We start from the raw sequence: 13,678 nt of genomic DNA, 5'->3' as shown, positions 1-13,678 counted from the left end.
CGCCCATGTCGCACACCAGCCAGCCCCTGCCCCGTGTGGCCGTCCTCGGAGCCACCGGCTTCATAGGCCGGGCCCTGTGCGCCACGCTCGACGAGCGCGGCCACGGCCTGCTCGCCGTCGCCCGCAAGGCGCCGGCCGTCACGCTGCCGGGAGAGTTCGCCGCCTTCGACCTCACCCTCGACCCGCCGGCCGAGTTGGCCGAGCTCCTGACGGCGCACCGGATCGACGTCATCGTCAACGCGGCCGGCGGCAGCTGGGGCCTGACGGACGAGCAGATGGTCCCCGCCAACCTCGGCATGGCCGAACGCCTGCTGGAGACCCTGCGGGGCATGGCGAAGCCGCCGCGGCTGGTGCAGATCGGATCCGTGCACGAGTACGGCCTGTTCCCGGTCGGCACGAGCTACGGCGAGGACTCCCCCGCACGCCCCTCGACGCTCTACGGACAGCTCAAGCTCCGGGCCACCGAGCTGATCACCGAGGCCGTCCGCGAGGACGGCCTGGACGCCATCGTGCTGCGCCTGGGCAACGTCATCGGCGCGGGCCAGCCCGCCCACAGCCTCCTCGGCGTCATGGCGGGCAAGCTGGCCGAGGGCCTGGCCGCCGACGGCGCGGAGCTGTCGCTGATGCCGCTCACCGCCCAGCGCGAGTTCCTCCACCTCCAGGACGGGGTAGACGCCGTCGTCCTCGCCCTCGCCCCGGAGCGCGCCTGCCCGCCGGTCCTCAACCTCGGGCTCGGCCGGGCGACGTCCGCCCGCGAGGTGGTCGAGCTCCTGATCGAGGAGAGCCGCGTACCGACGCGGATCGTGGAGGTGCCCGCCCCGGCCGGCACCGGCCCGGAGACCGAGTGGCAGCAGCTCGACATCTCCGCCACCGAGCGGGCGCTGGGCTGGAAGCCGGTCCGGAGCCTGCGCGACGCCGTCGCCGAGCTGTGGACCGCCGTGTGCCCGGTCGGCGTCTGAGCAGGACCTCCGGTCCCCGCAGGCGCACCGCCGAGCCGACCGCCGAGCCCACCGCCGCGCCCCGGCGGACCCCCTTCAAGGAAGTCTGACTCCCCTATGTCTCGCAGCGCACCAGTCCTGCCCGGCCGGCGCGGAACCCTCGGTGAGCTGTACTCACCCCGGGCCAACAGCTTCGGCGTCCTGCGCCTGCTCCTCGCCTCCTCGGTCGTGCTCTCCCACGTGTGGCCGCTCGGCTGGGGCCCCCTGGACCCGCTGTGGAAGTACAGCGGGCAGCAGACCGACGTCGGCAAGATGGCCGTCATCGGCTTCTTCGTGCTGTCCGGATTCATGATCACGGGCAGTGGCGCCCGCAGCACCTCCGGCCGTTACGCCTGGCACCGCGCCCTGCGCATCCTGCCCGGCCTGTGGGGCTCGCTCCTGGTGTCGTCGCTGATCATCGTCCCCTTCCTGTACTCCTACCTCCACGGCTCGGTGGACGGGTACTGGAACCACCCCCAGGGCCCGGTCAGTTACCTCCAGGGCACGTGGAACACCTCCATCAGCACGCACTGGGACATAGCCGGTGTGCTGGCCGAAGGAAAGGTCCGCGGAACCAACTTCGACCCCGGCGTCAACGGCGCCCTGTGGTCCCTGAAGTACGAGATCCTCTGCTACGTGATGGTCGGCGTCATGGCCGCCTCCGGCGTGCTCACGCGGGCCCGCAAGCTCGTCCCGCTGTCGGCCGCCCTGCTCGGCATCCTGATCCTGCGGGACTGGATCGCCGCCCCCTCCCCGCGCGGCATCCCCGGCAACATGAGCGCCGCCGTGGAGGTGCCGTTCCTGGGCGCCATGTCGGTGCACTTCATCATTCACCTGTGCTTCGTGTTCCTGATCGGCGCCACGTTCCAGCTGTACCGCGACCGGGTGCCGGTCCACGACGGCCTGGCGCTGCTGTCCGCCGTGGTGCTCGGCGGCTCGCTGGCCTTCGGCGGGGTCTTCGTCTTCGGCTACCCCGCCTTCGCCTACCTGCTGCTGTGGCTCGCGATCCGGCTGCCGCGGCCGTTCCAGAAGATCGGGCGCAAGCGGGACTACTCGTACGGGATCTACATCTACGGCTTCACCGTGGAGCAGGCCCTGGCCCTGCTGGGCTACGCCAAGTACGGCAAGCCGGTCTTCCTGCTGCTGGCCATGGCCGGCACGCTGGTGCTGGCGGCGCTGTCCTGGCACCTGATCGAGTCGCCGGCCATGAAGCTGAAGAACTGGACGCCGTGGTTCGTCCGCAGGCTCCAGCAGCGCGGGACCGATGCGGCCCAGTCGAAGCCGCAGTCCCAGTCGAAGCCGCAGCCGCAGCCGCAGGCACAGCCCGCCGTGGCCGAGCCCGAGCCGTCCCCGGCGGCCACCGCCGGCTGAGGCGGCGGGAGCACGCGAACGGCGGCGGCCGGGCCCGAAGGGGCCCGGCCGCCGCCGTTTTCGCTGCTCAGGAGCCGGTCAACAGCCGATCAGGAGTGGCCCAGATCCGGGGCCAGGGGGTCCGTGGTCGGGACCGATCCGGAATCGGGGGACGGCCGGAGGTGGAACTCGTCCGAGGCCATCGAGTCCAGGACGGGCGGCGCCGGTCGCGGCGGCTTCGGCATGACCGCGGCTTCCGAGTGCCCGCCGCAGCCGTAGGACAGGGAGACCAGCCGGCCGTCCGCCGGTCCGAACTCGTTCGCGCAGATGCCGAACGCCTGGCCCAGCGAGCCGCCGATCGCGACGAGGAAGCCACAGGAGACGCACGAGGCCGGGGCCGCCTGCGCCATCGGGGTCTTCGCGCCGAAGGACTCGTCCCAGCGGTCGGCCGCGCTGTGCAGCCCGTAGCGGGAGAGCACCCGCGCCCGGCGCATGCCCAGCTCTTCCGCCACCGAGGTGATGGAGCCGCGTACGGGCACGACCGCGCGGTCGGTGACGTCGGCGTCCTCCGCCTCGACCAGTTCGGCCATCTCGGTGGAGACCACCGAGTTCGGCGGCGGGGCGTCCTCACCCGACCAGCCGGCCTCCAGCCGCAGGTCCTCGGCATCGGTGGGGAGCAGGTCCCCGGGGCCCATGTCGCCCGGCCGCAGCCGCTCGCTCCACGGCACCCACTCGGGGGCCAGCAGGGCGTCCTCGCCCGGCAGGAGCACCGTTTCGTCGAGGGTGACGTTCTTCGCGCGGGAGGCGCGCGTCACGGTTACGGCCCAGCGCCAGCCCCGGTAGCCGGGGTCCTTGCACTCGAAGAAGTGCGTGACGACCCGGTCACCTTCCGCGATGGCGGCGGTGTGCTCGCCCACCACTCCGGGGTAGGCGGCCTCTTCGGCCGCCGCTCGGGCGAGGTCCACCGCCTCGACGCACAGGCGGTCGGGGGTACGGCTTCGCGTCGTCGCAGCACTCACAGGTCTCGTTCTCTCCTACGCCGTCTCACGAGTGCGCCGTCCGTACTTGTCGTCCACAACGACCCGTCGGCTGTCCCTACGTAGCGCGGGCGGAGCGGACCAGGGGGCCGCGTCGACGTCCGCGCCCGATCGGGTTCCAGGGCGCACCTACCTGCGATCCATTCTGCGGGATCGCGAAGAGGCGCGCGGCCAGGAGCAACCGCCGGTGGCGCGCTACGCACGCTACCTCCTCCGGCGCCTTCGGCCCACATGCAAGGTCCGATTCGCGGACACCCACGGCCAACCCTGGGGGCGGCCGGGTCCCCGCGACGCGCCGGAAGCAGGTTCCGGGGGACCAAGTGGGGCACTATGGCCACGTGGCACCCGTACGGTCGTCCGATGACGGCTCGGGACCGGCCAGGCGGGCCGGCCGGGCCCTCGGGCGTGCCCTCCACCTGCCGTTCACCGGCACGGCGCGCGGAATCCGGCGGGCCACGCACGCCCACGGGGCGGGCGAATCGGGCCTCGGCAAACTGATCGAACTGCACGCGATCAACGGCGCCGGTGATGTGATGATCACAGTCGCCCTCGCCTCCACCGTCTTCTTCTCCGTCCCCACCGACGAGGCGCGCGGCCGAGTGGCCCTGTACCTCGCCATCACGATGGCCCCCTTCACCCTGCTGGCCCCGGTGATCGGCCCGCTGCTGGACCGGCTGCCGCACGGGCGGCGGGCCGCGATGGCCGGCGCGATGCTCACCCGGGCCCTGCTGGCCGTGATGATGTCGGGCGCGGTGGCCACCGGCGGCCTGGAGCTGTACCCGGCCGCCCTCGGGGTCCTCGTCGCCTCCAAGGCCTACGGAGTGGTCCGCAGCGCGGTGGTCCCCCGACTCCTCCCACCGGGGTTCTCCCTGGTCAAGGCGAACTCCCGGGTCACCCTGGCCGGCCTGCTCGCCACCGGCGCCGCCGCGCCCGTGGGCGCCGCCCTGCACACGATCGGACCACCGTGGCCGCTCTACGGGGCGTGCGCGATCTTCCTCTGGGGCGCCTTCGCGGCGTTCACGCTGCCCCACAAGGTGGACGAGGCCAAGGGCGAACGCCGGGCCCGGCTCTCCACCCACGAGGCGCACTCCAAGCGCCCGGGGCTGCGCACGGTCAGCCGGCCGGTGCTGTGCGGGCTGCTGGCGAACGCGTCGATGCGCGGGCTGTCCGGGTTCCTCATCTTCTTCCTGGCGTTCCTGCTGCGCGAGCACCCGCTCGCCGGGCAGAGCGCGGCGGTGTCCCTGGGCATCGTCGGCGTCTCGGCGGGCGTCGGCAACGCCTGCGGAACCGCCGTCGGGGCCTGGCTCCGGGCCCGCGCGCCCGAGGCGATCATCGCCTCCGTGCTGTCCCTGACCCTCGCGGTGGCCGTCCTCGCGGCGGTCTTCTTCAGCGGGGTGTTCATGGCCATCCTGGCGGCGGTGGCCGGCTTCTGCCAGGCCCTCGCGAAGCTCTCGCTCGACGCGATGATCCAGCGCGACGTGCCCGAGGCCGTCCGCACGTCCGCCTTCGCCCGCTCGGAGACCCTGCTCCAGGTGGCCTGGGTCCTGGGCGGATCGATCGGCATCGCCCTCCCCCTGAACGGCGTCCTGGGCATGTCCGTGGCCGCGGTGGTGGTGGCCCTGGGCACGGCGATGGCCCTGCGCGGCTTCCTCACGTCCCCGCGGCACACCCACTCGGGGGCACAGCGCCCGCGGGTGGCGTAGGACGGGCGCCGGCCGAATCCAGCCCCTCCGGCGGTTGAGGAGCGGGGCCGGGGCGGAGCCCCGGAAAGCCCGGCGCAGCCGGGGCCGCTCGCGCCACGGCGCCGCACCACCCCACCCCGTGCAGCAAGGCACGCCACCCGCCCGATAGCCTTCGGCTCATGACCGCACCGCTTTTCTCGGGTAGGGCCCGCCGCAGCGTCGCGGCCCTCGGAGCCGTTTCCGCCGGCCTCCTCCTCCTCTCCGCCTGTGACAAGCCGACGCCGCTGGCGACCGTGACGGTCGGCACCTCGTCGGTGTCCACCGAAGCCGCCTGCAGCGACGCCAAGGAGCTCACGGGCGAGAAGGTCCAGGAGTGCTTCAACGACCTCAAGCACTCCAAGAACATCAGCTACGGCCGCGGCGACACGCTGCGCCTCGGTGTCGAGCCGGACGTCGTCGAGGACGGCAAGAAGTGGCAGGCGGTCCTCGACGGGCAGCCGATCACCGAGCCCTCCTCCAACACCTACCGCAGCTTCCCCGGCGCGGACCTGTTCGCCACCGGCGGCCAGGGCGACGCCCCGGCCTCCAAGAAGCTGAACATCGTCCAGGTCTCCGAAGACGGCAAGCCCCTCGCCGTCTGGGCCTTCAACGTCAAGCTCAAGTAGTCACACGCCCACCATGCGCGCGCTCATCGTGACCGCGGTGACGGCGGAGGCCGACTCCGTCGTCCGGGGCCTGTCCGGTCCGGTCCCTCATCCGGACCACGTCCCCGTCGACGAGCACGGCCCGGACCACGCCCCCGGCAGCGAACCGCCGCGCACCCTCCCCGGCGGTTACCTCATCCACCGCCGGGGAGCCTTCGACGTGCTGGTCGCCGGGGTCGGACCGGCCGCCGCGGCAGCCGCCACCGCGACCGCCCTGGCGCTCGCGGCAGCCGCCCCGGACGGCTACGGCCTCGTCGTCTGCGCCGGCATCGGCGGCGGGTTCGCGCCCGCCGCCCCGATCGGCTCCCTCGTGGTCGCCGACGCGATCGTCGCCGCCGACCTGGGCGCCGAGACCCCGCAGGGCTTCCTCACCGTCGTGCAACTCGGCTTCGGCCGCAGCGTGCACCTGCCTCCCGCGGAGCTCGCCGCGCGCGCCGCCGAGGCCACCGGGGCGCTGCTCGCCCCCGTACTGACCGTCTCCACCGTCACCGGCACGGCCGCCCGTACGACCGCCCTCGCCGCCCGGCACCCGCTCGCCGGGGCCGAGGCCATGGAGGGCTTCGGGGTCGCCGAGGCCGCCGCCGCCCACGGGCTGCCCGTCCTGGAGGTCCGAGCCGTCTCCAACGCCGTGGGCCCGCGGGACCGCGACGCCTGGCGGATCGGCGATGCGCTGACGGCGCTGGCCGACGGCTTCCGGGCCCTGGGCCCCGTACTCGCTTCCTGGGGAGGACCCTCATGACCGGAACGACCGGAACAGACGGAACGGCCGCAGCGGAGGCCGCGGGGACCGTACGGATCGCGTACTCGCCCTGCCCGAACGACACCTTCGTCTTCGACGCCTGGGCCCACGGGCGGATCCCCGGCGCACCCGCCCTCGACGTCACCTTCGCGGACATCGACATCACCAACGGCCTGGCCGAGCGCGGGGAGGACTGCGCGTTCGACGTGCTGAAGGTGTCCTACGCCGTCCTGCCGTGGGTGCTGGAGGAGTACGCGCTGCTCCCCTGCGGCGGCGCGCTGGGCCGCGGCTGCGGCCCCCTGGTCCTGACGCGGGAGCCGGGCGTGGACCTGACCGGCAAGACGGTCGCGGTGCCGAGCGAACGCTCCACCGCCTACCTGCTGTTCCGGCTGTGGGCCGCCGACGTGCTGCCCGAAGGCGTCGGCAAGGTGGTCGTCCTGCCCTTCCACGAGATCATGCCCGCCGTGCGCGACGGCCGGGTCGACGCCGGACTGGTCATCCACGAGGCCCGCTTCACCTACCGGGACTACGGGCTGCACTGCCTGGCCGACATGGGCGAGCACTGGGAGTCCACGACCGGCCTGCCGATCCCGCTCGGCGCGATCATCGCCAAGCGCTCGCTGGGCACGGACGCGCTGCGCGCGCTCGCCGAGTCGGCCCGTACGTCGGTCCGGATGGCCTGGGAGGACCCGGAGGCGTCCCGGCCCTACGTACGGGAGCACGCGCAGGAGCTGGACCCGGCCGTCGCCGACCAGCACATCGGGCTGTACGTCAACGAGTTCACCGCCGACCTCGGCGAAGCCGGCTACGCGGCGGTGCGCGGCCTGCTGACCAGGGCGGCCGCGGAGGGCCTGGTTCCGGCCATCGCAGCGGACGCGCTGGCCTTCCCGTAGGCCCGCAGGCCCTTAGGCCGTAGGACATGACCATGCCCCGCGGCCCTGACGGGCGGCGGGGCACGGTCGTGCGCGAGGGTCAGACGTCGAGCTGGTCGGCCACGGCGCGCAGCATGCCGGCGATCTTCCCGCCGTGCGCCTTGTCGGGGTAACGGCCCCGCTCCAGTTGCTGCGTGACGTTCTCCAGCAGGGTCGTGAGGTCCTGCACGATGGACGCGAGCTCGTCGGGCTTGCGCCGCTGCGCGGCCGCGACGGAGGGTGCCGGATCCAGGACTATCACCGAAAGCGCCTGGTCACCGCGCTGCCCCGCGACGACACCGAACTCGACGCGCTGGCCGGGCTTGAGGGCGTCCAGCCCGTCGGGAAGCACGGACGAGTGAACGAAGACGTCGCCGCCGTCGTCGCGGGAGAGGAAGCCGAAGCCCTTCTCGCTGTTGAACCATTTGACCTTGCCGGTAGGCAAAGCGAGCACCCCATTCCACCAGTCAGCCAAACCACTGTTCCCGCAGGTCAGGCTATCCAGCGCTTGCTCTTGCCTGCCATTGCCCGAAGCCTCGCCGTCTATCTACCCCTCGTCAAGCTGCTCCACCCATACCGGCCAGGAGCACTGGCCGGTATCGTTCGCGCCCCTCCTCGGGCGCGCGGGATCCGCGGGATCCGCGGGTGCGGCCCACCGGACGGGGTCGTCCGAGGGGCGGGGAACTACCCTGGCCCGGTGACCCCTACTCCTCAGCCTCAGCCCGAGCCCGTGGACCCCGACGCGGCCCGCCCCGGTGACGCGCTCGTCAAGGCCGGCGGCATCGTCTTCATCGTCGGCGCCGTCGCCACGCTCGCCACGATGGCCCCGCTCTTCCTCGACACGGACCCGTTCCCCTCGTACGCGTGGGCCGTGTGCATGCTCATGGGCGTCGGCTTCATGATCTCGGCGGCGGGCGTGCTGCGGTCGGCCGCCGCGCAGCGCACGGCGGCCCGCGCCCCGCAGGCGTAGGCCTCCCGCTCAAACGGTCCGCTACGCCGTCCGCGTGCGCTCGTACTCCGCGAGCCAGGCCGGCAGCTCCGTGAGGTCCGCCAGGACCACGTCCGCGCCCGCCTCGCGCAGTTCCGGCTCCGGGCACGGGCCCGTCGGGACCGTCACCGACACCGCTCCGGCCGTACGGGCGCCGCGGACGTCGCCGACGTGGTCGCCGACGTAGACCTGGGCGGCGTACTCGCGCAGGGCGGTCGCCTTGGCCTCCGCCCACAGCGAGCCGATGACCGCGTCGGGCTTGATCCCCAGGTGGTCCAGGTGCAGGCGGGCGTTGGGCTCGTGCTTGGCGGTGACGACGATCGCCCGGCCGCCGAGGGCGCGGACCGCCTCGACCGCCTCGCGGGCACCGGGCATCGCCGGGGTCGGCTCGATGGCGTAGGCGGGGTAGATCTCCCGGTAGCGGTCGGCCACGGCGGGGATCTCCGCCTCGGGGAACCAGTACGCGAGCTCCTGCGCCAGCGGCGGGCCGAGACGCGAAACGGTCTGCGCGGTGTCGATGAACGTGCCCGTCTCGGCCGAGAGCGCCTCGAAGGCCGCCTTGATGCCCGGCCGGGAGTCGATGAGGGTCATGTCGAGGTCGAACCCGACGGTCAGCTGCGTCTCGGGAGTCATGGCTCCATTGTGCCGACCCGGGCACCGCGGCCGGGAACGTAGACTTAGCCTCGCCTTACCAGGCGGTGAAATTTGGTGACATGTCAGCCCCGGCCGGGACTGAAATGTCCCCCCACCCGGGGTCGGGGGCTGCATGCCGGGGCCGGGGACGGGGGCGGGGTGGGGTGTTGGCCGGGACGTAAAGCGTGATGTGTGGCGCGAGAGCACGCCACGCCCTGTCGAAGCGGAGGGCAGGGCGCCTAAATCATGCAGTCCAGGCCGACACCCCACCCCGCCCCCGGCACCGGCCCCCACCCGCAGCCACCAAGCCCCGGCACAACCCCAGCCCCGCCGGCGCTTGAGGCGCAGGGGTCCGGGGACAGGTCCCCGGCAACGCCGCCGCAGGGAGCGGCCACCGACCCCGGAGGGGCTCAGCGGCGCCGGGAGCGCCAGAGCAGGTACAGCGCCGAGGACACCGCCGCGAGCCGGACCAGCCAGGGCAGGAGGTCCCGGAAGGTTCCGCTCAGGGCGTCGTCGGCCAGGGCGTCGCCCCAGCGGCCGTTCAGGCGGCCCCACAGCCACACCACCGCCGCCGAGAAGACCGCCCCGGGCAGCCCGAAGACCACCCACTTCCGCTCCGCGGGACCCAGCACGCGCGAGGCGTACGCGAGCAGCCAGCCCGCGGCGAGCAGCAGCCAGTAGCCGGAGACGGCCCCCGCGGCCAGGGTCACCGCCGCGAGCAGCAGGAAGGCGTACGGCTTCGGCCGCGGCGCGGCCGCCGGCGCGGCGGGAGCCGCCTCCGCCTTCGCCCGGCGCCGCCGCTCGCGCAGGAAGCCCCTGAGCGTGGGCCGCGACCCGGGAGCGGCCTCGGCGGAATCCTCCGGATCCGGGCCGGGCTCCGGACCCCGCGCCCCGCCCGGCCCCTTCAGCAGCTCCGGGATCTCGATCCCGCCCGCGAAGCCCTCCACCGTCGATGCCGGCCCGACGGTCCACCAGTCGGGCTCCAGCCGCTCGCCGGAACCCAGTTCGTCGAGCCCCGCGAGATGCGGCGGCGCGGGCCCCCGCTGCACCGGCACCGCGGAGGCGGAGGGGGTGGAGGAAGCGAACGGGGCCGGGGGAACGGGCTGCGCCCCGCCCGTCGTCGACAGCGTGTCCAGCACCTCCTCCGGCGTGCCGATCCGCTCCAGAATGCGCCGGACCGCCGCCGTCGTCTCCGGTTCGTACTTCGCCCGACGCCGGTCGATCTCGTCCCTCAGCCCCGCGACCAGCCGCATCCGATCCCCCGACGGCAGCTGCCTGCGCTGCGCCAAGTCCCCGACCCGGCTGAGATATTCGTAGACCAGATGGTCGCTCTCGATCCCCACGCCCCGGCTCCTCCCGTGCCACCTGGACAGAAGGTAGCGCGTGCGCCCGTGGAGCGGCCGGGGGCACAGCGGATACCGTTGACCGGATGGGGACCGGCCGACTGACCGGCCGACGCGACCAGGAGGCGACGACCGTGCCTGACCCGAGCACCGCGGGAAGCGCTCCGCGCTCCCTCGCCGAAGCGCTGCGCGCCCGCGACGACGACGGGCTCGGCGCCCTGCTGCGCGCCCGGCCCGACCTGCTGAGCCCGGTCCCCGGAGACGTGACGCAGCTCGCCACCCGGGCCGGTACGCGGGCTTCGGTGGTGCGCGCGCTGGACCACCTGGACCGGTTCGCCCTCCAGGCCGCCGAGGCGCTGGCGGTGGGCCCGGAGCCCTGCCCGTACGCGGTACTGAAGTCCCTGCTCAGCGGTGACACCGGCACCACCTCCGGCGCCGACAACGGGGCGCGCGCCGAACTCCCCCGGGCCCTGGCCACCCTGCGCGAGCAGGCCCTGGTCTGGGGCGACGACGAACGGCTGCGCCTGGTCCGCACCGCCCGCGAACTGCTCGCCCCCTCCGCCACGCGCCCCTCCCCGACCGGGCTCGGCCCCACCGTCGCGGAGGCCACGGCCGGCATGTCGCCGACCCGGATCCAGGAGATCGTGGCGGCCGTCGGGCTGCCCCCGACGCACGACCCGGTGTCGGCGGTGACCGCGCTGACGGGCCTGTTCACCGACCCGGTACGGATGTCGGCGCTGCTCGACGAGGCTCCGGCCGAGGCCCACCAGGTGCTGGGCCGGCTCGTCTGGGGCCCGCCGTACGGGGAAGTGACGCCCCATCCGACGCCTCCGGTGCGCTGGCTGCGCGACCGGGGCCTGCTGCTGCCCGCCTCCGCGCGCACGGTGCTGCTGCCGCGCGAGGTGGCCCTGTACCTGCGCGGCGGGCTCGCGCACCGGCTGACGGAGCCGCTGCCCCCGGAGGTTCCCGCGCACCGCGAGCACCGTCCACAGCTTGTGGACGCGAACGCGGCCGGCCAGGCACTGGCCGCGCTGTCGACGGTCGAGGAGCTGGTGAAGTCCTGGGAGCACACCGGTCCGGCCGTGCTCCGCGCGGGCGGGCTCTCCGTACGCGACCTGAAGCGGACGGCGGCCTCGCTCGACACCGACGAGCCGTCGGCGGCGTTCTGGATCGAACTGTCCTACGCGGCGGGCCTGCTCGCCAGCGACGGCGAGGCCGACGAGCGGTACGCCCCGACCCCCGCCTTCGACGACTGGCTCGAAGTCCCGCCCGCCGAGCGCTGGTCGGTGCTGGCGGCGGCCTGGCTGACCGCCACCCGGACCCCGGGGCTGGTCGGCGAACAGGACGCGAAGGGGCGTACCCTCTCCGCGCTCGGCGCCGAACTGGACCGCTCCGCCGCCCCCGAGGTGCGCCGCCGCATCCTCGGGCTGCTCGCCGCCCTCCCCGAGGGCGCCTCCCCCGACCCGGCCGCGCTGCTCGCCCGCCTGGACTGGGAGCGGCCGGTGCGCGGGACGAGCGAGCTGCGCGCCCGCCTCGCACGCTGGACGCTGACCGAGGCGGAGGTGCTCGGAGTCACCGGCCGGGGCGCGCTCGCCGCGCCCGGCCGGGCCCTGCTGGAGGGCCGCGACCCGGCGCCCCTGCTCGCGCCGCTGCTGCCCGAGCCCGTGGACCACGTACTGCTCCAGGCCGACCTGACGGCGGTGGCTCCGGGGCCGCTGCGGCGGGCCCTCGCCGAGGTGCTGGCCGTGCTGGCGGAGGTGGAGTCCAAGGGCGGGGCCACCGTGTACCGGTTCACGCCCGGATCGGTAAGACGCGCCCTGGACGCCGGCCACACCGCCGTCGACCTGCAGTCCTTCCTCACCGAGCACAGCCGCACCCCGGTGCCGCAGCCGCTGTCGTACCTCATCGACGACGTGGCCCGGCGGCACGGACACCTCCGGGTCGGCGCGGCCTCCTCGTACGTGCGCTGCGACGACGACGGCATGCTGAACGAGATCCTCGCCGACAAGCGGTCCGCCGGCCTCGGGCTGCGCCGCCTCGCGCCGACCGTCCTGGCCGCGCAGGCCGAACCGACCGCGCTGCTCGACGGGTTGCGGGCCATGGGGTACGCCCCGGCCGCGGAATCCCGTACGGGTGACGTCCTGGTCTCCCGCGCCGACGCCCACCGCACCCCGGCGCGCGCCCTGCCCGTACCGGTACCGGACGGGCCTCCCGTCCCGGACCGGACGCTGCTGGGGGCGGCCGTACGGGCGATCCGCGCGGGCGACCTGGCGGCGACGGCGGTCCGCAAGGAGCCGGCCTCCGCCGCGGGGACGAGCGGCCCCGGAACCGGCCCCGGCGAACTCCCGCGCACGAGCGCGGCGGAGACGCTGGCGACCGTGCAGGCGGCCGCGCTCACCGGGTCGGCGGTGTGGATCGGCTACGTCAACGCCGACGGCGCGGCGAGCCAGCGGGTCATCGCCCCGGTGCGCGTGGAGGGCGGCTTCGTGACCGGGTACGACCACACGGCGGACGAGGTACGGACCTTCGCCCTGCACCGGATCACGGGGGTCGCGGAACTGGAGGAGGACCAGATCTAGCGCGCGGTCCGCTCCGTACCCGCGGAAGGAAAACCCCTGGCCCGGGCGGTGCGCGGGCCCGCACCCTGGGGGCATGCCCGAAACGACCGTGCCCGACGCGACTGTGCCCGAAGCGACCGTGTCCGAAGCGACCGCCCACCCCGTCCCCCGCCACCAGATCCGCGCCGCGCACACCGCCGGCACCGTCACCGTGTACCAGGCCTACCACCCCCGGATCGGGGTGCCCGCCGCCCGGGACGGCCGCTTCCCGCCCGCCTGGAAGCGCGAGCGGATGACCTGGGTCAAGCCGTCCTTCCTCTGGATGATGTACCGCTGCGGCTGGGCCACCAAGGCCGACCAGGAGACGGTGCTCGCCGTCGAGATCACCCGCGCGGGCTTCGACCGGGCCCTGAGCGGCGCCTGCCTGTCGCACTACGTCCCCGGCGTGCACGCCGACCGCGAGGCCTGGGCGAGAACGCTGCGCACCGCCCCCGCCCGCGTCCAGTGGGACCCGGAGCGGGACCTGCACCTGAACCCGCTGCCGCACCGTTCGCTGCAACTGGGCCTGTCCGGGCCGATGTCACGCGCCTACGCCGACGAGTGGACGGTCTCCGTCCGCGATGTCACCCCGCTGGCCCGGGAGGTCCACGGCCTGCTCCGCTCCGGTGAACCGGAGGCGGCGCGGGCCCTGCTCCCGCCGGAAACCCCTTATCCGGCGGGGCCCTTGGAGCACCTGGGCGCGTAAGGGGGCCGCGG

General features: G+C 74.3%; 13 protein-coding genes. 9 read left to right on the top strand and 4 right to left on the bottom strand.

The features are described from left to right. The first annotated feature begins 5 nt into the window (after positions 1 to 5). A complete protein-coding gene (locus tag OG730_RS23455) occupies positions 6 to 959 on the top strand; it encodes an NAD-dependent epimerase/dehydratase family protein (RefSeq protein ID WP_327306076.1) in 954 nt (317 codons plus the stop codon). A 96-nt stretch (positions 960 to 1,055) separates the two neighbouring features. Then, positions 1,056 to 2,348, top strand: a complete 1,293-nt coding sequence (locus OG730_RS23450; protein WP_327306075.1) for an acyltransferase family protein — start codon at positions 1,056 to 1,058, stop codon at positions 2,346 to 2,348. A gap of 89 nt (positions 2,349 to 2,437) precedes the next feature. Here OG730_RS23450 and OG730_RS23445 read toward each other — a convergent pair whose 3' ends face one another. Further along, positions 2,438 to 3,346: a DUF3027 domain-containing protein gene (locus OG730_RS23445; protein ID WP_327306074.1), complete on the bottom strand. Its 909-nt coding sequence runs from the start codon at positions 3,344 to 3,346 to the stop codon at positions 2,438 to 2,440. A 338-nt stretch (positions 3,347 to 3,684) separates the two neighbouring features. Between OG730_RS23445 and OG730_RS23440 the strand changes: the two genes are divergently transcribed. The 4 genes from OG730_RS23440 to OG730_RS23425 all read left to right on the top strand — a co-directional run bounded on the left by OG730_RS23440 (position 3,685) and on the right by OG730_RS23425 (position 7,382). Next, positions 3,685 to 5,067, top strand: coding sequence for an MFS transporter (locus OG730_RS23440; RefSeq protein WP_442814993.1), 1,383 nt, complete (start codon positions 3,685 to 3,687; stop codon positions 5,065 to 5,067). Positions 5,068 to 5,225: 158 nt separating this feature from the next. Continuing rightward, positions 5,226 to 5,711 (top strand): DUF2771 domain-containing protein, encoded by a 486-nt coding sequence (locus OG730_RS23435; protein ID WP_327306072.1) that lies wholly within the window; start codon positions 5,226 to 5,228, stop codon positions 5,709 to 5,711. Between the two features lie 13 nt (positions 5,712 to 5,724). Further along, the gene (locus OG730_RS23430) at positions 5,725 to 6,489 is read left to right on the top strand and encodes a futalosine hydrolase (protein ID WP_327306071.1); all 765 of its coding nucleotides are present in this window, start codon (positions 5,725 to 5,727) and stop codon (positions 6,487 to 6,489) included. Next, positions 6,486 to 7,382 (top strand): 1,4-dihydroxy-6-naphtoate synthase, encoded by an 897-nt coding sequence (locus OG730_RS23425; protein ID WP_327306070.1) that lies wholly within the window; start codon positions 6,486 to 6,488, stop codon positions 7,380 to 7,382. Before OG730_RS23430 ends, OG730_RS23425 begins: the two co-directional genes overlap by 4 nt. 79 nt (positions 7,383 to 7,461) lie before the next feature. On the opposite strand, the gene OG730_RS23420 is transcribed toward OG730_RS23425, so the two are convergent. Further along, positions 7,462 to 7,845: a cold-shock protein gene (locus OG730_RS23420; RefSeq protein ID WP_323187858.1), complete on the bottom strand. Its 384-nt coding sequence runs from the start codon at positions 7,843 to 7,845 to the stop codon at positions 7,462 to 7,464. A 252-nt stretch (positions 7,846 to 8,097) separates the two neighbouring features. Between OG730_RS23420 and OG730_RS23415 the strand changes: the two genes are divergently transcribed. Further along, entirely contained in the window at positions 8,098 to 8,370 is a 273-nt protein-coding gene (locus OG730_RS23415) for a hypothetical protein (RefSeq protein WP_327306069.1), read from the top strand. A gap of 21 nt (positions 8,371 to 8,391) precedes the next feature. Here OG730_RS23415 and OG730_RS23410 read toward each other — a convergent pair whose 3' ends face one another. After that, the gene (locus OG730_RS23410; protein ID WP_327306068.1) at positions 8,392 to 9,021 is read right to left on the bottom strand and encodes an HAD family hydrolase; all 630 of its coding nucleotides are present in this window, start codon (positions 9,019 to 9,021) and stop codon (positions 8,392 to 8,394) included. Between the two features lie 410 nt (positions 9,022 to 9,431). After that, positions 9,432 to 10,364, bottom strand: coding sequence for a hypothetical protein (locus tag OG730_RS23405; RefSeq protein ID WP_327306067.1), 933 nt, complete (start codon positions 10,362 to 10,364; stop codon positions 9,432 to 9,434). Between the two features lie 86 nt (positions 10,365 to 10,450). Here OG730_RS23405 and OG730_RS23400 point away from each other — a divergent pair, with 86 nt between their 5' ends. Both OG730_RS23400 and OG730_RS23395 read left to right on the top strand, forming a co-directional pair. Then, complete coding sequence (locus tag OG730_RS23400) at positions 10,451 to 12,943, top strand: helicase-associated domain-containing protein (RefSeq protein ID WP_327306066.1); 2,493 nt, start codon at positions 10,451 to 10,453, stop codon at positions 12,941 to 12,943. Between the two features lie 73 nt (positions 12,944 to 13,016). Further along, entirely contained in the window at positions 13,017 to 13,667 is a 651-nt protein-coding gene (locus OG730_RS23395) for a DUF4291 domain-containing protein (RefSeq protein ID WP_327306065.1), read from the top strand. Positions 13,668 to 13,678 lie beyond the last annotated feature (11 nt).

The organism is Streptomyces sp. NBC_01298 (assembly GCF_035978755.1).
Taxonomy (GTDB): Bacteria; Actinomycetota; Actinomycetes; order Streptomycetales; family Streptomycetaceae; genus Streptomyces.
This window is presented reverse-complemented; position numbering and strand designations above follow the sequence as displayed.

Coding starts and splice junctions, on each gene's coding strand:
- OG730_RS23450 (WP_327306075.1), top strand. CDS start 1,056: ATGTCTCGCAGCGCACCAGTCCTGCCCGGCCGGCGCGGAACCCTCGGT.
- OG730_RS23400 (WP_327306066.1), top strand. CDS start 10,451: ATGGGGACCGGCCGACTGACCGGCCGACGCGACCAGGAGGCGACGACC.
- OG730_RS23430 (WP_327306071.1), top strand. CDS start 5,725: ATGCGCGCGCTCATCGTGACCGCGGTGACGGCGGAGGCCGACTCCGTC.
- OG730_RS23455 (WP_327306076.1), top strand. CDS start 6: ATGTCGCACACCAGCCAGCCCCTGCCCCGTGTGGCCGTCCTCGGAGCC.
- OG730_RS23425 (WP_327306070.1), top strand. CDS start 6,486: ATGACCGGAACGACCGGAACAGACGGAACGGCCGCAGCGGAGGCCGCG.
- OG730_RS23395 (WP_327306065.1), top strand. CDS start 13,017: ATGCCCGAAACGACCGTGCCCGACGCGACTGTGCCCGAAGCGACCGTG.
- OG730_RS23410 (WP_327306068.1), bottom strand. CDS start 9,021: ATGACTCCCGAGACGCAGCTGACCGTCGGGTTCGACCTCGACATGACC.
- OG730_RS23435 (WP_327306072.1), top strand. CDS start 5,226: ATGACCGCACCGCTTTTCTCGGGTAGGGCCCGCCGCAGCGTCGCGGCC.